Below are 18,288 nucleotides of genomic sequence, written 5' to 3'. Positions count from 1 at the left end.
GACTCACAATGCACCGGCCCAGGTCAGAGCGCTCAGCAGCACCTTGCCGTGCCCGCCGGGCATCTGGCTCATGAATGACTCCAGCATATCGCCCTTGGGATCGATCCACTCCACGTCCAGCGTCTCATCCTGGGGCTTGCAGTCCCCTGCTACCGGCACCAGATAGCACAGGGCGATGGCATGCTGGCGCGGATCGTAGTACTCCGAGACCCCTGGCGTAGGGAAGAACTCAGCCACGGTGAAGGGCTGTGGGCTGGAAGGCAGCATAGGCAAGGCCAGCTGGCCCAGATCCTTGGCGATGTTTCTGGCTAAAGCCTCCCTGATGGTCTCGTGGTAAAGGATTCGTCCGGTGATCAGAGTGCGCTCGATGTTGCCCTGATCATCCACGCGCAGAAGAGTGCCCACTTGGGTGACGGCACTCATCTCGTCCACGCGAACCGGCACTACCTCCACATAGGCCATCGGGAGACATCGGCGCGCACGGTCGATGGCATCACGGTCCAGCCATCCGGGAGGATTCGAGCCCGAAAAACCCCTGTTGAAGTCCTCTGGGGTGATGTGGGAGAAGGCGCCTCGGTCGCGATCGGCATCGAAGTCGTCATCATCGGGAATCTCGTCGTTCAGCACTGGCATGGCTCCATTATCCGCATTAGGCTTGACCGCCCACGGAACCCCGGCGGACATCTCCACCCAGAGCATATTCGAGCGCTTTCTCCAGCCTTGATGGAATGCTGTTGGTTGAAAGCGGTTGCTAAGCACGGGGGCTTCCCGCGCGACAGTCAAACGACTTCAAGGAGCATTATCATGGCCACCACGACTATTACCTCGGAAAACTTCGAACAGACCATCAAGGACAACGACCTGGTGCTGATCGACTTCTGGGCCACCTGGTGCGGCCCCTGCAAGGCCTTCGGCCCCATCTTCGAGAAGGCTTCGCAGACCAACACCGACATCGTCTTCGGCAAGGTGGACATCGACCAGAACCAGGATCTGGCCGCAGCCGCCGACATTCAGGCGGTGCCCACGCTGATGATCACTAAGCAGGGGCAGATCATCTTCAAGCAAGCCGGAGCGCTCAGGTCTTCGGACCTGGACGACCTGATCGACCAGGCGCGCAAGACTGATTTGTCAACACCGGCACAGGTCTGAGCTGGTTGAGTTGGCTCCAGGACAGGTTTGCACTAGAGTAGAGCTGTGTTTGTCCAGTGACCATTTCGGCCCTAGCGGAAGCATGCGGCCGATAGTCGATAGGAAACGATAAATCGACTGTCACTGAGGATCTGTCGTCCAACAGAGGAGAGTAATGGCGAACCACCGTAGAGGACGGATGAGTGCGGTCAAGGCCCTGACCAAGCGTCAGTGGCTGCGGTTGGCTGCAGGTGTTACCGTTCTCGGCATGGTCGTTGGCGCAGGCTTTGTTTCGCGCGACTTCTACACATCCAGCGAGAGCTCGGCCAAGTCAGGGGTGACCTCCTATTCCGCCACCCAGGATCTGGACACCGTGTCCCGCGGCAGTACCAGGCAGGCCATCCGCAACGGTGCGGGTGGTGCCAACACGAACACCTCCTATGTGAATGTGCAGATCAACGGGAAGAACAAGGTGGTCCTGGGAACAGGCTTCACCAACGTCAAGTCCGTGCTGGAGGCCGGGGACATCACCCTGCAGCCAGGAGATCAGATCACCCCATCTCTGACCACCCGCGTCAACGAGAAGACCGTCATCCGTATCGACCGAGCCGGCGCCCAGGTCAAAACGGATGAGTCGCCCATCCCCTTCAACACCATCGAAGAGAAGACCAGCTCCCTCCCTGCAGGCACCACTAAGGTCAAGACGGAGGGACAGAACGGTGTTATGGAGACCACCAGTCTGGTCACGGCGGCCGGCAACAAGCATCTGACCAGCAATATTTTTGCCTCTTTCGTCAAGACGGTCCCCGTCGATAAGGTGATCCTAGTAGGCACTGGTGGCGGCACCCCCGCACAGGCCGGCTCGACCACCACTACAGTCCCTGTCGGTGAGGCCCAAAGCATCGCACATGGTCTGGTCACCTCGCGCGGCTGGGGCGAGGACCAGTTCACCTGCCTGGTTCAGCTGTGGAACAAGGAGTCCGGCTGGCGGACCAACGCCTCCAACCCATCGGGCGCCTACGGCATTCCTCAGGCATTGCCCGGCAGCAAGATGGCCTCGGCCGGCCCCAACTGGCAGACCGATGCCCATACCCAGATAGTTTGGGGGCTGGGCTACATCCAAGGCCGCTACGGAACCCCTTGCGGTGCATGGGCCCAATCCCAAGCGACCAACTGGTACTGATCTGTTTCAAACCGTCTGAACCAGAAGATCCCCAGCAGACTTCCTACTAGTCTGCTGGGGATCTTCTATGCAAGCGCACTAATGCAAGGTAACTAATAATGCGGTCATTGTAATCACGTTCTGGGCTTTAACAATGTTATGTTTGCTCACCACAAGACCAGCAGCATAGGCGACACCAACCACGACCCATTCCAGCCAGGATCCTTGGACGGCCATGCGACGCAGACTATTTGCTGCCTTGTCAAGATATACCTATCTACTGGGCAACTTTTTCACGTTCGCGCAGGAGGCAAGAAACCAGCCAAGCACTGCCGAGCCAATCAGGAGGGCGCTGGACCGCCCTCGCACCAGCCCGTTAGATCCGCGCCTAGAATAGCGACACCGTCTGGAGGTTCAGTGGACTTCGCAGCCCATGAAAAATGGCGCCAACTCCTCCCCTTAATCCACACCGGCACTCTCCCCCCCTCCCAGGGGCCGAGCGAGAGATTCCAGCTCGCTTCACGACGGGAGACTGTCAGTTGAGAACCCACACTCAGCCAGATAACAAACCAGTAGGGCCTCGTCACTACACATGTGACGAGGCCCTACGGCTGTCTTAATTGCTTATTGTTCTCTCTCAGTCTCCCCTAGCCAGCAGATCGACAAGACCGCATCCTGCACGACTTGGATAGACATGGAATCGAAGACCTTGTTTCAGAGGACAGCCTGGAGCACGAAATCCAGGATGAAGAGGGCCGATACTGCCCAGATGATGGGATGGACCTCCTTGCCCTTGCGCTTGCAGACCATGGTCAGGCTGTAGGTGATGAAGCCGGCGGCCACACCGTAGGAGATCGAGTAGGCAAAGCCCATGAAGATGGCCGTGAAGAAGGCCGGTATGGCCTCAGACAGCTCGCCCCACTCAATCTCGGCGAAGGAGCTCATCATCATGCAGCCCACAATGACCAAAACAGGGGCAGTGGCCGCCGAGGGCACAGCCGAGATCAACGGAGCGAAGACGGCGCTAAGCGCAAAGCAGATGGCGATGACCACCGAGGTCAGGCCGGTACGACCACCTGCTGCGATGCCCGCTGCGGACTCCACATAAGTAGTGGTGTTGGAAGTGCCGAAGAGGGCGCCGATGGAGGTTGCCGTAGCATCGGCGAATAAGGCCTTATCCATCTTGGAACTGAAGCCGCGGCCGCTTTCCAGAGCCTGCTCATCCTCAGCGGAGAAGATGCCTGAGCGCCGGCCGGTGCCAACAAAGGTGCCGATAGTGTCGAAGGTGTCAGACAGGGAGAAGGCGAAGATGGTCACCAGAACCACTGGCAGCTTGGCTGGATCGGCGAAGAGGGCAGGGAATCCATCCTGGCTGAAAATGGCTAGGAAGGTCTGCGGCAGCTGAGACCAGGCCTGACCCAGATCAACCGACTTGGCCATGTTGGTGACCCCCATGGGGATGCCCAGCAGCGTGACCACGATGATGGCTATGACGAAGGCCCCCTTGTTGATGAAGGCCAAGTGACCCTTGAACTTGAAGATCAGCAGGAAGATGGTCAGCAACAAGCCGATGACGAAGAGGATGACACCGGAGGTGTTGAAGGTGGTCAGCCCAGGGTTGGCTCCTGCCGCCGAGGTCTTGTCGGGGGTGAACTTGATGATGCCCACATTGAGCAGACCCACATAGGCGATGAAGACGCCGATGCCGCCGCCGATGGCGTGCTGGAGCAGGGGCGGAATAGCCTGGATGATCATCTTGCGGAGCTTGGTGGCGGTGACCAGGATGTTGATCAGGCCGCACAGGAAGACCATGCACATGGTCTGCTGCCAGGTGAAGCCCAGCCCTTTGACCACAGTGAAGGTGAAGAAAGCATTCAGTCCAACTCCTGGCGCCACGCCGTAGGGGACGTTGGCCACCAGCGCCATGATCAGGGTGCCTATGATGGCAGCAATCAGAGTGGCGAGAAAGACGGCACCCCAAGGCATGCCCGCCGTGGAAAGCACCGAGGGATTGACCACGATGATGTAGGCCATGGCGAAGAAGGTGGTGATGCCTGCTACCACTTCCGTAGAGACTGTGGTATTATTGTCCGAAAGCCGAAATAGCTTATGCATATTCGATCCTTTTTGTCTTATTTGGCGATGAGACATGAGAAGAATATCACGAGCTCTCGGCTTTTTCTGTTACAAGTCCCTCCTATCGAGCTCAAATACCGCTGCAGAGCCTTCAGCCTGCCTATAATCAGCGTAAAGGCAGGGCCCTGAAGCCGTCCCCCAGAATGGGGATCAACTGTAGGGCACTGCGCTTTCGAGGAGGGGCATATGGCCAGGGATAATCACTGGGACCAGGACGATCAGAAGCAATACCAGCATGTACACGACAGCGAAGTCGATCGTGGGCAGGAAGAGCGCACCGCCGAGCGGATTGCAGCCGCCACGGTCAACAAGCAGCGCACCCGCGAAGGCCGTACCCTTCGTCAGGAGCAGGAGCGCCACGCCCAGGGCAAAGACAGCAAGAAAGACTGAATCCTTAAAGAAGGCCCATCTGCAGATGGGCCAAAACCATGAGCACGGCACCGATCAGCGCAGTCAGTGCCAGGGTAAATCCGGCCAGGCGTGCGTTGCCGAGCACCTTGTCGGTAAACATGGTGGCGAACACCGCTGTCGGAGCCAGGCAGCACAGAGCCACCGCCTGACGGACCAGAGGCCCGAAGGGCAGTAAATACCATGCAGCTGCAGCGAACAGGATGCCGAAAGGCAGCCGCCAGGCCAGAACCTGCAGTACGGCCTTGATGTCATCCCGGCCGCCGGGCAGCTCCATGAGCATGCCGACCATAAGCATGGAGCAGAAGGCGTTGGCAGCCGAGAGGGGGCGGGTTATCTGGGCCGACCAGCCTGGCAGCGAGACCCCGGTCAAAGTAAAGCCCACCATGACCATGTAGGTATCAAAGGAGGGCGAACCCAGGAAGCCCTTGGCTATGGAGATGGCCGCAGCCTTGCGATGGAGCTTCCGGGCATCAGGGTCATCCAGCTTGACCGGCTCTCCCGCAGCAGGATCCAGGGACCGGCCCGGTCGAATATGCAGGAGCCCCTGGGTCATGACGTTGGTCCCGGCAGAAACCATGACCGAGTTGCCGATGTCGAACATGGCGGCAGGCACCAGAGCTGCCGTGCCAAGCAGGGACTGGAGCATAGGGAAGCAGAAGCATCCGATGTTGAAGCCTGATCCGTTGAGCATAAGAAAAGCCCGCTCAGCCTTGGGCCGATGCCTGCTTGTCAGAAAGATGGCCAGGGGCGGAATGAGCGAGGCCACGAAGGCGAAGGCCGAAACCAAAAGCATGCTGGGATCATGAGGGTTGGTGGCGAAGGAGTGGATGATGGCCCCAGGCAGGACCAGGTCGAACACAACGGTCTGCAGCACCCGGTAGTCCAGCGGATGAAAGAGGCCAAAGCGCTTGAACAGGTAGCCCACCAGTATGATGCCCAAGAGGGTGGCCGGTTCCAGCAATACTTCCATGCCGTCTCTCCTTCCATGGATGCCGGAACCATGATAACCGACGGGCGGCCGCGCAGGCCGGTTCCGTCTCAGCCGAAACGACCGGAGATGTAGCGCTCAGTATCAGCCTCGTGCGGATTGGAGAAGATGGTAGTAGTGTCATCCATCTCCACCAGGTGGCCGGGCTGACCCACCGCCTTGAGATTGAAGAAGGCCGTATAATCGGAGACTCTGGCGGCCTGCTGCATGTTATGGGTGACGATGACGATGGTGTAGTCCCGCTTGAGCTCGTTGATCAGATCCTCCACAGCCAGGGTGGAGATGGGGTCCAGCGCCGAACAGGGTTCGTCCATGAGCAGGACCTGGGGGTGCACGGCCACGGCACGGGCGATACAGAGCCGTTGCTGCTGGCCGCCCGAAAGCCCGACGCCGGGCTTGTCCAGGCGATCCTTGACCTCATTCCAAAGATTGGCCCCGCGCAGGGCCCACTCCACCAGGTCGTCCGCGTCCGACTTGGCGATGTGCTTCTTATTGAGCCGGATGCCGGCCAAAACATTCTCCCGGATGGACATGGTCGGGAAAGGATTGGCCCTCTGGAAGACCATGCCGACATCCCGTCGCACCTCGACCGGGTCTACATCCGGTCCGTAAAGGTCTCGACCCTCCAGCAGCACCTGCCCGCTCACATGCGCCCCTGGGGTGATCTCGTGCATGCGGTCAAGGGTGCGCAGAACCGTGGACTTGCCACAGCCGGAAGGACCGATAAAAGCAGTGACCTTGTTGGCCTGAATGCGCATGTTCACGTCCTGAACGGCCAGAAAGTCTCCGTAGTAGACGTTGAGATGGCTGATGTCTATTCGTTGGCCCATGTTCCGGCCTCCGTTCCTCTCATGGCGGTGTTCAACGGGCCCGCCCAACAGCAAAGATGCGCGAGACCAGCCGCCCAAGCAGGTTGAGCAGCAGGACGATGAGGATCAGCACCAGGGCCGCCGCCCAGGCCCGCTGCATGTGGATGTCGGTCAGACATCCCGGGTCAGCACCTGGCCCGCAGACGGCCAGACCCTGGGAATACTCGTTGTAGACGAAGACCGGCAGGGTGGTCATCCTCCCGGAGAAGAGGTTGGGGTTGGTGGTGGCGATGAAGCCCGAGGCTATCAGCAGGGGCGCCGTCTCACCGATGACTCGTGCCACAGCCAGAATGGTGCCCGAGACGATGCCAGGCAGGGCCGTGCGCAGAACAATGCTGGTAATAGTCCGCTGCTTGGTCACCCCCAGGGCATAGGCCGCCTCGCGCAGGTCATTGGGAACTACGGCCAGCATGTCCTCGGAGGTCTTGACCACCGTGGGCAGCATGAGCAGAGAGAGGGCCACCGAACCAGCCAGTCCATTGACGGTGCCTGGCCCGACCACCAGAGCGAACATGGAGAAAGCGAAGAGGCCGGCCACGATTGAGGGGATCCCGCTCATCACATCCACCATGAGACCGATGGCCTTGGCCAGACGGCCTCCATGAGCGTATTCGACCAGATAGACCGCGCACATGACGCCCACCGGAATCGAAATGACCATGGATCCAAAGGTGATCTCCAGGGTGCCGATTACCGCGTGCAGGATGCCGCCGTATCCTCCTGATGGCGTGGGGTTGCCGCCCACTACCCCGCTCATGTTGTGGATCAGGAAGTCCGGTGTCAGCCGTTGCATCCCCTTGGACAGGCTGACCCAGAGCACCGAGACCAGCGGGATCAGGGCGACCAGAAAGGAGAGCCCGATCAGGACGGTCATCAGCCGGTCCTTGCGCTTGCGCGCACGAATGGAGGATCTGGTAGGCCTGAAGCGATCAAAATCGATGACCGGTCCGCGATCAGTTCGGCTTGTCATCATGCACCCGCCTTTGCTGTGATCCTGCGCGCCAGATAGTTGACGATAAAGGTGATGATGAAGAGGACCAGACCGGTGGCCACCAGGAGGGCCACGCCCTGGGAGTCCGCCTCGGGGAACTGGGCGGCGATGTTGGCGGCGATGGTTTGGCTTTTTGAAGCCTGCAGCAGCTGCAGGGAGTAGCTGAAGCCCGGCGAGAGGATCATCAGCACCGCCATAGTCTCGCCCAGGGCGCGTCCCAGCCCCAGCATGGATGCCGAAATAATGCCCGAGCGGCCAAAGGGCAGGACCGCAAGCCGAATCATCTCCCACTTGGTGGCTCCCAGAGCCAAGGCGGCCTCCTGCTGCAGCCGAGGAGCCTGGACCAGAATGTCGCGGGTGACCGAGGTGATGATGGGCAGAATCATGACCGCCAACACCAGGGCCACAGTGGCCACGGACCGGGCCGGGGCGGCGACAGGACCGGAAAACAATGGAATCCAGCCAAGATGAACGGATAGCCAGCGCCAGAAGCCGGTGATATTGGGAACCAGGACCAGGGCCCCCCAGAGTCCGTAAATCACCGAGGGCACAGCAGCCAGCAGATCGATCACTGTGCTGAGCAGCGCGGACAGGCGGGACGGGGCGTAGTAGCCGATGAAGAGGGCGATGCCCAGCGAGACGGGGAATGCCAAGAGCAGGGCCAGGCCGGCAATCAGAATGGTGCCGAAAACCAGCGGGCCCACATAGCCCAGGAAACTGCTCGCCCGTCCACCGCTCAGGGCGAGTATGGCCTGGGTGCGGGACTCCGGATCTCCGGTGAAGGCCGGAAACGCGCGCAGGATCAGAAAGAGGGTGACCGCAGCCAGAGCCAGCAGTATCAGGATGCCTGCACCGGCGGCGCAGGCCTTAAAGATCTGGTCCACCCGCTTGGCCTTGTTCAGGGTTGCGGTCTTGTTTGGTTTGTCGGTCATGCCTTCCCCCCGATGGTCTCCACCGAGGCCATGGCCTGGCTGCGCAGTCCCTGCCCCAGCTCGGCGCTGCCTGCGTTGGCCGCGGCCATGCGCTGGCCCTGCTCGCTCAGCAGATAGGTCAGCCAGGCCTTGGCGAACTGGGCCTTGGACCCGTCCGGATCATGTCGATAGGCCGTGCAGACCACGTCGTAAGAGACCAGGACGATGGGATAGGTGTGCTCACGGCTGGTGCGATGGTCCACGGTCAGGACCACCCGTCCAGGCTGGCTGGCCTGAGGATCCCGCTGGGCGGCATCCAGCAGGTTGGCGACGGTCTTGGCTGCAGGCGGTTGCCAGGTCTTCCCCACCTGCACGGCCACGGTGCCCAGTCCGGTGGTCTGGGCCGCGTCCGCATACCCGAAGGTGCCCGTCGCCTGGTTCATGGTCATGACCACGCCGGCAGTGCCCTTGGCACCCTGTCCCAGGTCATTGGGCCAATTCTCGCCCGCTGGATAAGGCCAGGCGGACCCAGCCGTATCGTGCAGATAGGACAGAAAGCTTTTCGTGGTGCCGGACTTGTCCGAACGATGAATCACGGTGATGTCAAGATCGGGCAGATTGGCTTCCGGGTTGAGCGCTGCTATGCGCGGATCCCGCCAGTTGGTAACCTTTCCGGAGAAGATCTTGGCGATCAGAGCCGGATCCATCCGCAGATGGCCGTCTGAACCCTTCGGCCACAGATCAGGAAGATTGTAGGCCACGGCGATCGGAGTGGCATAGACGGGCAGGTCAATGGCTGTACCGGAGCCACAGATCTGACGCGAGCGCTCAATCTGATCGGCAGTCAACGGCGCATCGGTACCAGCCCAGATGGTCGAGCCCGACAGGAAGGCGTTGACTCCAGCACCGGAACCCGCCGGATCATAGGAGATGCGCGCCCCCGGGTGCTGCTTGCGGAAGCCTGCTATCCAGGCCTCGTCGGCGCTCTGCTGGGAGGATGCGCCAGATCCGGCGAACTCGCCCTGGAACAAGGCTTGATCTGCAGTATTGCCTGCTCCGCTGCCTTCAATGGGGACGTTGTCGCCGCAGGCTGCCAGGGGAATCATCATTGCCAGTGACATGAGGAGGGCCGGGAATCTTCCACGACCGTGACCATGTGCATGCATGCTACCTACCTTGACCGCCGTTGCATATCAAACGTCCGTCCTCATCAGCCCGTGTCGGACCCTCCCGTATTCACATTACCGAAACTCGCCTCACACAGCATACTGGAAACGCTGACCGTCAAACAAGGTCTTCACAACCGCGTCAGCCGTGTGGAAAAACCCAATCACAATCCACGGCCTGGTATATTATAAGGTCATTGTCGGACGCTTAGCTCTCTCGTTCTTTTCTTAGTGTCACCGGTATTGGTATGCCCTGATTTCCTTTTTGGGACGGCACCGCAGGGAGCGGTATGCGCAGTGAAAACCGAAGCCAAAGGAAGTGGTGGTGCATGAGGAAGCAGGAGCTCGCCAAGCAAGGGCGGACCCTCAGCAAGGATGGAGCCTTCGTCAACGGAAAGCTCACCCATGAAGCCTTCCTTTCGCTGGCCATCCTGACCGTCATCACCTTCCTGGGCAACTTCACCCAGCTGCAGCTGGCTTCGGCCCTGCCTACCATTGTGGACGAGTTCCACATCACCCTGACCGCCGGTCAGTGGCTGACCTCGGTATTCCAGCTGGTCATGGGCGTCATGGTGCCCTTGACCGGCTTTCTGACCAAGCGCTTCTCCACTCGGCAAATCGTCATCACCTCCATGGCCGTCTTCACCCTGGGGTCCCTGCTGAGCTGGCAGTCGCAGACCTTCGCCCTGGTCCTGCTGGGCCGCGTCCTGGAAGCCGTGGGCACCGGGACCATGTGGCCCGTCCTGCAGATCACCGTCTTCTCCATCTATCCTCTGGCCAAGCGCGGCATGGCCATGGGCACCGTGGGCCTGGCCATGAGCGTGGCCCCGGCCATCGGCCCCACCCTGGGCGGCTGGCAGACCGATGCCAACGGCTGGCGCTCCATCTTCCTGACGCTGAGCATTTGCGGAGCGGTAGCGCTGCTCCTGTCCATCTTCGGCCTGCACAACTTCGGTCAGCGCGACACCAGCGTCAAGGCGGACTTCTTCTCAGTAGCCCTGTCCATCTTCGGATTCGGCGGCCTTATGTTCGGCTTTACCAACATTGAGAACTTCCCCATCACTTCCTTCATGACCTGGCCCTTTATGCTGGTCGGCCTGATCGGGATCATCTGGTTCGTTCTTCGCCAGCTCCACCACGACAAACCCCTGCTGGACCTGCATGTGCTGCGAATCAAGAACTTCACCGTGGGCACCATCATCGCCTCCATGTCCTTCTTCGCCTTCAGCTCGGTCACCGTCATCCTGCCCATGTACATCCAGACGGACCGCGGCTTCTCGGCCACCATGAGCGGCCTGGTCATGCTGCCTGGGGCCATCGGCACCGCCATCGCCCAGTTCTTCGGCGGCCGTCTGCTGGACCGTTGGGGCGCTCGGCCCGTGGCCATGACCGGCTGCTCGGTCCTGCTGGTGGGCACCATCGCGATGAGCATGATTGGTGCCAACACGTGGATCGGCCTGGTCTCCATCTGCCAGTTTGTCCGCCAGATCGGCATGGGCTTCACCCTGATGCCCTTGACTACCTGGTCCCTGAACAACCTGGCTCCCAAGGATGTTTCAGCCGGTTCGGCCGTCACCAACACAGCCCGTCAGATCGCCGGAGCTGTCGGAGCGCCCATACTGGTCATCCTCATGGAGACCATCACCACCCTGCGCCACAGCGCCTTGGGCGGCGGCCACTCCACCCAGATTGCAGCCAATATCTTCGGCGTGCAGTGGGCCCTGCGCATATCGGCACTGATCTGCTTGGGCATGGTCCTGCTGGTCTATTTCGGCGTTCGCGGAAACGGCGCTGGCTCCGGTCGTCAGATGACCCGCATGCTCCTGCGCCACATGCACATCATCCACACCGACTCCCCTGTCGCTATCACTTCCTCAGCCGACTCCAAGGCCCAGGACTGATCACCGGGTGGTTCTGCGGGCTATGACTCGCGATCCGATGACCAGATCCTGGGGAGCCGTAGCTCTGCCTCCGATACGTCCCAGGACGCGGTCGACACAGGTCCGTGAGATCCACCGCAAGCAGGAATCCATAGTAGTAAGCGGGGTTTGCAGATAAGCCGACTCCTCGATGTTGTCGAACCCGATGATCTGGACCTGGTCGGGTACGGCTCTGCCGTAAGCAGTCAGGGCTGACAGTGCACCGATAGCCAGCTGATCATTGAGGGCTATCACCCCATCGAAGGGCGCACCCGTCTCTAATATCCTCTGCATGGTCAGGTACCCGCTGCCCAAGGTCCAGTCATAACCGGTTACGCCAAGAAGCCGATCATCCAGCTGCAACCCCCTGGCACGGATCGCCTTGAGCACTCCCTTCATCCTGAGCTCGGCATTGCCTTCGATCGCAGCCGTTAACCGATCATAGTCAAGCGGCGCATGCAGACCGATGACCGCCAGCGAGCGCACCGACCGATCAAACAAATACTCTGCGGCCATCCGAGCCGCTTCGGCATCATCGACCATGACGTGATCCGCCACCCCATGGGTAGTCCGTGCGCCCACGCATACCAAGGGGTAACGCACATCCAGGTCCTCCACGGCGAATCGCTCAAGCTCCGACATGGAAAGAATTATTCCGTCGCTGATAGTGCTGTTAAAGGAGGCCAGAATCTCATGCGCCCCCTTGGCAGACCCCTCGGCATAGGTACTGACATATACCGCATAGTCCCGCAGACGAGCGCTGTCGATGACCCTATTAGCCAATTCGGCCAGATAAGGAGGAGTCAGTGAAGGCACAGCCAGCGTAATAATACCGGTTTTGTTGCGGTGCAGATTACGGGCCGCGGCATTGACCTGGTACCCCGATTCGTCAATGACCTGCTGCACACGCGCACGGGTCGCATTGGACATACGGCCATTGCCGTTGATTACATTGGAGGCTGTCTTCAGCGAGACACCCGCCCTGCTGGCCACCTCGCGCAGGGTGATCCGTTTGCCTGGACGTCCTTCATCCGCTGCCATAGACACTCCTTAGAATGGAACAACCTCCAAGGCACTATGGCGATCACATTTACTGACGGGTGATCACCACACCATGCACTCCTATAGTGTAGCGATTGTCGGATAAACCATCCCCCCCGCACCGGGTCGCTCGTTGTACCACCAAGGCCTCGCCCGAGGTGGCCACATCTCTGATAACCGTCGACTCCCGGTTGAAATAGAAATGATACCGACCCTGTGGCCCGGATCTGATCAGGTGCACCAACCGCGGATCGCCGTCACGACCGTTATGCAGCCCTGCTTCTGAGGCGTCGGCGAGAAAATCAGGAGGGAAGATTCGGCTGATCACCGAAACCAGCGATTCCTTGGCAAAGCCCGTGCCCAGATAGAGGACGCGGCCCTGACCATATCCATGAATGGTCACCGCAGGCTCCCCAGCCATGTCGAGGTCATAGGAACGACGGCCCTGGTAGCGAGCCAGCACCCTTACCGAATCCTCTAGGCTCAAGGGCTCATTGACCCATATATTGCCCTCAATGCCCTCTGATACCAGGATGGATCCACCGCCTTGGTCGCTCGTGCCCAAGGCGATCAGCTCCTGGGAAGCGACACCTGTCAGATCCCGCAAAGCCCCAGGATATCCGCCCAAGCCGACGTGCATATGGTCATCCATAAGGCCACTGGCGAAGTCCACCACCAGCCGACCGCCCTTGCTCACATAGTCGCGCAGACGGGCGGCTTGCTGCTGATCCAGCAGAATCAGGGCCGGCAACACCACCACGTCGTAACTCTCCCACTGCCCCTTCAGGGGCGCGACATCCGCCCTGAGTCCGACGTCAAGCAGAGCCTGATACCAGGTATAGACCTGCTGCCAATGATCCATAGAGGGATCAGGCAGAGTCGAATCCGCCATGGACCACTGGCAGTCGGCATCAAAGAGCAGAACCATAGTCGAGGGTTCCAACCGGGTCCCGGCCAGTCCGCTCTGGGAGAGCCTTCGCAAAATGCATCCCAAATCGGCAACCTGTTCATAAATTGCCGAATCCGGCCCTGCATGGGGGACCATGGCCGAGTGGAAGGCCTCTGCTCCGAAGGCGGACTGCCGCCATTGGAAGAAGTTGACCGAATCCGCTCCCATAGCCACATGGGCCAGGGCGTCCCGGATCAGTTCGCCTTGGCGCTTGGACGCGTTGAAGATGCGCCAATTGACTGCGGATGTGGAATGCTCCATCAGACACCAGGGATGACGCTGAGCATAGGCATCCACCAGGGAGTCCGAGCAGAGCAGCTCATCCAGATGTCCGGGTCCCTGGGCGAAATAATGGTCGTTGGCCACGAAATCGACCTGGTGCGACCAGCGCTCATAGTCCAGGACGCATTGGTCCGTCGAAACCATGAAGTTGGTCGTTAGCGGTTTATCGGGGGTAAGCTCCTGCAGTTGATCACGTTCGGCACAGAAAAAATCCATCAGCGCATCAGAACAGAATCTTCGGAAGTCCAGGCGCAGTGCCGGATTGATAAAGGCGTCACGCACGCCAGCATGTTCAGGCAGGGGTACCTGATCAAAATCCTGCAGCCTCTGGGACCAGAAATCATTGCCCCAGGCTCGGTTAAGCTCCTCGATGCTGCCGTAGCGCCTGCGGCACCAGCCTCGGAAGGCCTTCAAAGCATCCTGCGAGTAGTCGGCTGCATTGTTCCATCCATACTCATTGCCCACATGCCAGGCGACCACCGTCGGATTGTCGCGGAAGTGCTCACCCATGGCCTTGCAAAGTCGAAGGGCATAGCGCCGAAAAACCGGCGAGGTGGGCCTCCAGGACTGCCGTGCGCCCGGATGGACCAGGGTCCCGTCCGCCTCCACGGGCAACACCTCAGGATGCGCCTGGTAGAGCCAGTATGGGGCCGTGGCCGTGGCCGAAGCCATGTCTACGGCGATACCGGCTTCGCCCAGCAAGGCCACCACCCGATCCAGCCAATCAAACTCCCAGACTCCGTCGCTGGGCTCCAGACGCGCCCATGAGAAAATGCCCAGGGTCACCATGGTGACGCCAGCCTGCCTCATCAGTGCAACATCTTCGGCCCATACCTGCTCCGGCCATTGATCTGGGTTGTAATCCCCCCCGAACCAGATTCCCTTCGAATGACCATCGGGGCCCTTCGGCCAGCGGTAAGGTCTATAGGGCTGGGGCTGTCGACGGTCATGATGGTCTGTTCTGCTCATGCTTGATCCCGTCTGCGAGTTCCCGCTACTCCTTGACAGCACCGGCGGCCAAGCCGGACTGCCAGTATTTCTGCAGCAACAGGAAGGCGACGACGATGGGGATGATGGTGACCAGGCTGCCCGTCACCACCAGGTTCTGAATGGCATGGGCACCGGCTGTCGATGCCTGGTCCTTCCAATTGTTGAGCCCGATCGTCAGCGGGTACCAACTGGAATCCTTGAGCATGATCAATGGCAGGAAGTAGTTGTTCCAAGTGGCCACAATAGTGAAAAGCGCTGTGGTCACGATCCCAGGGGCCAGCAGAGGCAGGCTGACCTGCCAGAAAGTGCGGAACTCCCCGGCCCCGTCGACCCGAGCTGCCTCCAGTAGTTCGGTAGGCACCGCCTGGTCGGAGAAGATCCACATCAGGTACAGGCCGAAGGGCGAGATCAGACTGGGGATGATCATAGCCCAGGGCGTATCGGTCAGTCCGATCTTGGCGAAGAGCAGGAACTGAGGCACGGCCAAAGCGATGCCCGGGACGCTGATGGCCCCGATGACCACTGCGAAGACAAGGCGGCGGCCCGGGAAGCGGAACTTGGCCAAGGCATATCCGCCCAGCACGGCCAGCAAGGTGGCGCCACCGGCTCCCACTACTACGTAGAGCAGGGTGTTGAGCAGCCAGCGCCCGAAGATACCGCCCTCATAGGTGAATACCTCGCGCAGATTGTCCCAGAGGGCGAACTTGTGTCCAAAGGCCAGACCGAAGGTGCCAATGAAATCCGACTGGGTCTTGGTGGCATTGATGACCAGCCAGATCAGAGGAAACAAGCAGTAGAGCGCGAAGATCCCAGCAACCAGGGTCAACAGCCAGCTGCGCCGCGGATTGTTCGGATTGGAAAACCCTGTTCGGGCTGCCCTCCGACGTTCCGCACGCTCATCTCGTGCTACGCGCCGGGCACGCATGCGTTCAGCTTTGACCCCGTCGATAGTCCTCGTATCAACCATGCTCATTGCATCTGCTCCTTCATTCCCCTGAGCTGGACGGCATAGGCGGCGACCATGGTTATGATGGCCATGACGATGGCCAAGGCTGCCGCGTAGTTGCTCTGGCCTCCCATGAAGCTCAGGTTGTAGGCATACATGTTGGGGGTGTAATAGGTGGTGATGGCGTTGCCTGGAACCATGGTCTGCAGCACCGAGGGCTCATTGAAGAGCTGGAAGCTGCCAATGATGCTGAAGATCACCGTGATAACCAGGGAGCTCTTGAGCTCGGGGATCTTGATATTGCGCACGATCTGCCACTCCGAAGCCCCGTCTATAGCCGCTGCCTCATAGAGCGAGTGCGGCACAGTCGACAGCGAGGAATAGAAAATCAGCATGTTGTAGCCCGTGAACTCCCAGGTGTTGATGTTGCCTATGGCGGCCAGAAGCACACTGGGCTGCAGAACGTCGATATGCGTGCCCAGCCATTGATTCAGGGAACCTACCATTCCGTACTTGGTTCCGTATATGAATCCCCACATCAGAGCCGCCACTACGGCAGGCACCGCATAGGGCAGGAAAGTGCTGATTCTGAAGAAGCGCGTGCCGTGCAGCTTGAGTGAATCCAGCGCCAGCGCCATCAATGCCGCCAGAAAGAGCATGATGGGCACCTGGACCACAGTGAAGATCGCCACACGGCCAACTGATGACCAGAACTGCCCGTCCTTGATCAGCCTGACGTAATTGGCCAGGCCCACAAAGACGTTCCCTCCGATCATGCGCTTCTCGTACAGGCTCAGATAGATGGCATAGAGCACCGGCAGGACGAAAACGAACACGAAGACCAGGACAAAGGGTCCCATGAATTTCCATCCCCGCCAGTCGCTTCTGTGAGGCCGCTCCCCGGTGTGCCTCCCGCTGGCTTCGCCAGGGCCATGATCCCGCGCGGGGGCCAAAATCCGCGCAGTCGAACCTTCGGCTTCACTCATGATGCCTGTCCTTCTTTCCTGTCATTGTTCGAAGGCGGCTGCTACCAGCCGCCTGAGTCATCACTCACTTGTTGACCTGATACCCCTGCTGGTTGCCGTGATCCACCAACTTCTGCTGATAGTCCTCGAAGGCCTTCTCCAGACTGGTCTTCTTCATGTAGGCCTTGCCGATGGAATCCCCATAGGTTGACTGTGCGAAGGGGTTGTAAGGCAGGTACTGGAACTTGGAGACTTTGAGGTTGGCTGCCTCGGTCAGCACCTTGTTGACCTCCTGGCCTCCGAAGTACTCATTCTTCTTGCTGGTGAAATCAGCGGAACTCAGGATACGTTTCAGGGAGGGGAAGCTGCCTTGGTCAGCCATGACCTGAGCTCCTTCGCCATGCGTCAGATATTCGGCGAACTTCCAAGCTGCCGCCTTGTTCTTGGCCTTCTTAGGCACGACAAGAGCCGAACCGCCATCTTCCGCAGACACGCTGTCCCCCTCTTTCCACTGCGGCAGAGGCGCAACCCTCCAGTTGCCTTTCTGGTCGGGCGCACCAGACTCCAGATTGGTGGGCATCCAGGCGCCAATGGTCAGCGAGGCCACCGAACCATCGTTAAGCGCCCTATTCCAGTCATCGGACCAGTTGGCGGTCTTGGTATCGAGCAGGTCTTCGTCGATCAGCTTTTGCTGGAAATCGATATACCGCTTCATGCCGGGATCCTTGGTCATGTTGATGGTGATCTTGTCGCCATCGACCTTCCAAGGGTGCGCCCCAGCTTGCCAGGCCTGCGCGGTGAAAGGCTGATAGGCATTCTTGTCGCCGGCGTTGTTGGTAATGTAGGAACCTACTGCTCGAATCTTCTTAGCATCCTGATAGTACTCATCCCAGGTCTTAGGGGGCTCGGGAATGCCGGCCTTGTCGAAGACCGCCTTGTTGTAGAAGAAAACCTCGGGGCCTGCATCAATGGGCAGCGCATAGGGTTTTCCGTCATACTGGACCTTGTTCCAGGGCCCCGGGGTGAAATCGTCAGCGAACTTGTCAGCCCCATACCCCGATAGATCCTCCAGGTTGTCTTCAATCGCAAACTGCTGGACAGTAGGATCCTCCAGCATGGTGACGTCAGGAATGCCCTTGCCTGCAGCTACTGCGTTGGACAAGGCCACCTGAGTGTCACCGGCAGTGCCGGTGTTGTTGTACTTCACGGTGATGCCGGGATTGGCCTTTTCGAAAGCATCAATGGTTTCCTTGATGCCATTGCCCCAGCCCCAAAAGACTATGCGCCCTGAGGCTTTGCTAGTGTCCGCTGGCTTCGATGCTGATCCAGACCCGCTGCTTCCACAGGCAGCGAACGAGGCCAGGGCAACCATGGTGACGCCCATGGTCAGGATTTTTCGTGCAGAATACATGATGAACCTTTCATATTGGTTAG

At 59.7% G+C, this 18,288-nt stretch carries 16 protein-coding genes; 4 read left to right on the top strand and 12 right to left on the bottom strand.

All coding sequences use genetic code 11. The features are described 5' to 3' along the window. Positions 1-3: 3 nt before the first annotated feature. On the bottom strand, positions 4-633 hold the full coding sequence (locus DKK75_RS01650) for an NUDIX hydrolase family protein (protein WP_110451788.1): 630 nt from the start codon (positions 631-633) through the stop codon (positions 4-6). Between the two features lie 171 nt (positions 634-804). On the opposite strand from DKK75_RS01650, the gene trxA reads away from it, so the two are divergent. Next, positions 805-1,149: a thioredoxin gene (trxA, locus tag DKK75_RS01645; protein ID WP_110451716.1), complete on the top strand. Its 345-nt coding sequence runs from the start codon at positions 805-807 to the stop codon at positions 1,147-1,149. Between the two features lie 154 nt (positions 1,150-1,303). Next, positions 1,304-2,311 carry an aggregation-promoting factor C-terminal-like domain-containing protein gene (locus DKK75_RS01640; RefSeq protein ID WP_110451715.1) on the top strand — a complete coding sequence of 336 codons (1,008 nt, stop codon included), beginning with the start codon at positions 1,304-1,306 and terminating at the stop codon, positions 2,309-2,311. 693 nt (positions 2,312-3,004) lie between these two features. Here the strand turns inward: DKK75_RS01640 and DKK75_RS01635 are convergent. Further along, positions 3,005-4,405: an NCS2 family permease gene (locus DKK75_RS01635; RefSeq protein ID WP_110451714.1), complete on the bottom strand. Its 1,401-nt coding sequence runs from the start codon at positions 4,403-4,405 to the stop codon at positions 3,005-3,007. Between the two features lie 207 nt (positions 4,406-4,612). On the opposite strand from DKK75_RS01635, the gene DKK75_RS01630 reads away from it, so the two are divergent. Then, entirely contained in the window at positions 4,613-4,816 is a 204-nt protein-coding gene (locus tag DKK75_RS01630; protein ID WP_110451713.1) for a hypothetical protein, read from the top strand. A 4-nt stretch (positions 4,817-4,820) separates the two neighbouring features. On the opposite strand, the gene DKK75_RS01625 is transcribed toward DKK75_RS01630, so the two are convergent. The 5 genes from DKK75_RS01625 to DKK75_RS01605 all read right to left on the bottom strand — a co-directional run bounded on the left by DKK75_RS01625 (position 4,821) and on the right by DKK75_RS01605 (position 9,762). Then, entirely contained in the window at positions 4,821-5,807 is a 987-nt protein-coding gene (locus DKK75_RS01625; protein WP_110451712.1) for an AEC family transporter, read from the bottom strand. A 68-nt stretch (positions 5,808-5,875) separates the two neighbouring features. Beyond that, the gene (pstB, locus tag DKK75_RS01620) at positions 5,876-6,655 is read right to left on the bottom strand and encodes a phosphate ABC transporter ATP-binding protein PstB (protein WP_110451711.1); all 780 of its coding nucleotides are present in this window, start codon (positions 6,653-6,655) and stop codon (positions 5,876-5,878) included. A 31-nt stretch (positions 6,656-6,686) separates the two neighbouring features. Next, the gene (gene pstA / locus DKK75_RS01615; protein WP_110451710.1) at positions 6,687-7,667 is read right to left on the bottom strand and encodes a phosphate ABC transporter permease PstA; all 981 of its coding nucleotides are present in this window, start codon (positions 7,665-7,667) and stop codon (positions 6,687-6,689) included. Further along, the gene (gene pstC, locus DKK75_RS01610) at positions 7,664-8,617 is read right to left on the bottom strand and encodes a phosphate ABC transporter permease subunit PstC (RefSeq protein ID WP_110451709.1); all 954 of its coding nucleotides are present in this window, start codon (positions 8,615-8,617) and stop codon (positions 7,664-7,666) included. The genes pstA and pstC overlap by 4 nt, the downstream gene beginning before the upstream one ends. Further along, positions 8,614-9,762 (bottom strand): phosphate ABC transporter substrate-binding protein PstS, encoded by a 1,149-nt coding sequence (locus DKK75_RS01605; protein ID WP_110451708.1) that lies wholly within the window; start codon positions 9,760-9,762, stop codon positions 8,614-8,616. The genes pstC and DKK75_RS01605 overlap by 4 nt, the downstream gene beginning before the upstream one ends. A gap of 329 nt (positions 9,763-10,091) precedes the next feature. Between DKK75_RS01605 and DKK75_RS01600 the strand changes: the two genes are divergently transcribed. After that, positions 10,092-11,663, top strand: a complete 1,572-nt coding sequence (locus DKK75_RS01600; protein WP_110451707.1) for an MDR family MFS transporter — start codon at positions 10,092-10,094, stop codon at positions 11,661-11,663. On the opposite strand, the gene DKK75_RS01595 is transcribed toward DKK75_RS01600, so the two are convergent. The 5 genes from DKK75_RS01595 to DKK75_RS01575 all read right to left on the bottom strand — a co-directional run bounded on the left by DKK75_RS01595 (position 11,664) and on the right by DKK75_RS01575 (position 18,265). After that, on the bottom strand, positions 11,664-12,722 hold the full coding sequence (locus tag DKK75_RS01595) for a LacI family DNA-binding transcriptional regulator (protein WP_110451706.1): 1,059 nt from the start codon (positions 12,720-12,722) through the stop codon (positions 11,664-11,666). Positions 12,723-12,771: 49 nt separating this feature from the next. After that, a complete protein-coding gene (locus DKK75_RS01590; RefSeq protein WP_110451705.1) occupies positions 12,772-14,922 on the bottom strand; it encodes a beta-galactosidase in 2,151 nt (716 codons plus the stop codon). 25 nt (positions 14,923-14,947) lie between these two features. Beyond that, positions 14,948-15,916 carry a carbohydrate ABC transporter permease gene (locus DKK75_RS01585; protein WP_110451704.1) on the bottom strand — a complete coding sequence of 323 codons (969 nt, stop codon included), beginning with the start codon at positions 15,914-15,916 and terminating at the stop codon, positions 14,948-14,950. After that, positions 15,913-16,749, bottom strand: coding sequence for a carbohydrate ABC transporter permease (locus DKK75_RS01580; RefSeq protein ID WP_258333118.1), 837 nt, complete (start codon positions 16,747-16,749; stop codon positions 15,913-15,915). Before DKK75_RS01580 ends, DKK75_RS01585 begins: the two co-directional genes overlap by 4 nt. Before the next feature lie 190 nt (positions 16,750-16,939). Next, complete coding sequence (locus DKK75_RS01575; RefSeq protein ID WP_110451702.1) at positions 16,940-18,265, bottom strand: ABC transporter substrate-binding protein; 1,326 nt, start codon at positions 18,263-18,265, stop codon at positions 16,940-16,942. Between the last annotated feature and the right edge of the window lie 23 nt (positions 18,266-18,288).

Source organism: Bifidobacterium asteroides (assembly GCF_003202695.1).
Classification (GTDB): Bacteria; Actinomycetota; Actinomycetes; order Actinomycetales; family Bifidobacteriaceae; genus Bombiscardovia; species Bombiscardovia asteroides_G.
Note: the sequence above shows the minus strand (reverse complement) of the source record. Positions and strands in the feature narration are given on the sequence as shown.

What these genes read in the sequence shown, in the direction of transcription:
- DKK75_RS01650 (WP_110451788.1), bottom strand. Translation starts at nt 633, where the DNA reads ATGCCAGTGCTGAACGACGAGATTCCCGATGATGACGACTTCGATGCC.
- trxA (WP_110451716.1), top strand. Translation starts at nt 805, where the DNA reads ATGGCCACCACGACTATTACCTCGGAAAACTTCGAACAGACCATCAAG.
- DKK75_RS01640 (WP_110451715.1), top strand. Translation starts at nt 1,304, where the DNA reads ATGGCGAACCACCGTAGAGGACGGATGAGTGCGGTCAAGGCCCTGACC.
- DKK75_RS01635 (WP_110451714.1), bottom strand. Translation starts at nt 4,405, where the DNA reads ATGCATAAGCTATTTCGGCTTTCGGACAATAATACCACAGTCTCTACG.
- DKK75_RS01630 (WP_110451713.1), top strand. Translation starts at nt 4,613, where the DNA reads ATGGCCAGGGATAATCACTGGGACCAGGACGATCAGAAGCAATACCAG.
- DKK75_RS01625 (WP_110451712.1), bottom strand. Translation starts at nt 5,807, where the DNA reads ATGGAAGTATTGCTGGAACCGGCCACCCTCTTGGGCATCATACTGGTG.
- pstB (WP_110451711.1), bottom strand. Translation starts at nt 6,655, where the DNA reads ATGGGCCAACGAATAGACATCAGCCATCTCAACGTCTACTACGGAGAC.
- pstA (WP_110451710.1), bottom strand. Translation starts at nt 7,667, where the DNA reads ATGATGACAAGCCGAACTGATCGCGGACCGGTCATCGATTTTGATCGC.
- pstC (WP_110451709.1), bottom strand. Translation starts at nt 8,617, where the DNA reads ATGACCGACAAACCAAACAAGACCGCAACCCTGAACAAGGCCAAGCGG.
- DKK75_RS01605 (WP_110451708.1), bottom strand. Translation starts at nt 9,762, where the DNA reads ATGCATGCACATGGTCACGGTCGTGGAAGATTCCCGGCCCTCCTCATG.
- DKK75_RS01600 (WP_110451707.1), top strand. Translation starts at nt 10,092, where the DNA reads ATGAGGAAGCAGGAGCTCGCCAAGCAAGGGCGGACCCTCAGCAAGGAT.
- DKK75_RS01595 (WP_110451706.1), bottom strand. Translation starts at nt 12,722, where the DNA reads ATGGCAGCGGATGAAGGACGTCCAGGCAAACGGATCACCCTGCGCGAG.
- DKK75_RS01590 (WP_110451705.1), bottom strand. Translation starts at nt 14,922, where the DNA reads ATGAGCAGAACAGACCATCATGACCGTCGACAGCCCCAGCCCTATAGA.
- DKK75_RS01585 (WP_110451704.1), bottom strand. Translation starts at nt 15,916, where the DNA reads ATGAGCATGGTTGATACGAGGACTATCGACGGGGTCAAAGCTGAACGC.
- DKK75_RS01580 (WP_258333118.1), bottom strand. Translation starts at nt 16,749, where the DNA reads ATGGGACCCTTTGTCCTGGTCTTCGTGTTCGTTTTCGTCCTGCCGGTG.
- DKK75_RS01575 (WP_110451702.1), bottom strand. Translation starts at nt 18,265, where the DNA reads ATGTATTCTGCACGAAAAATCCTGACCATGGGCGTCACCATGGTTGCC.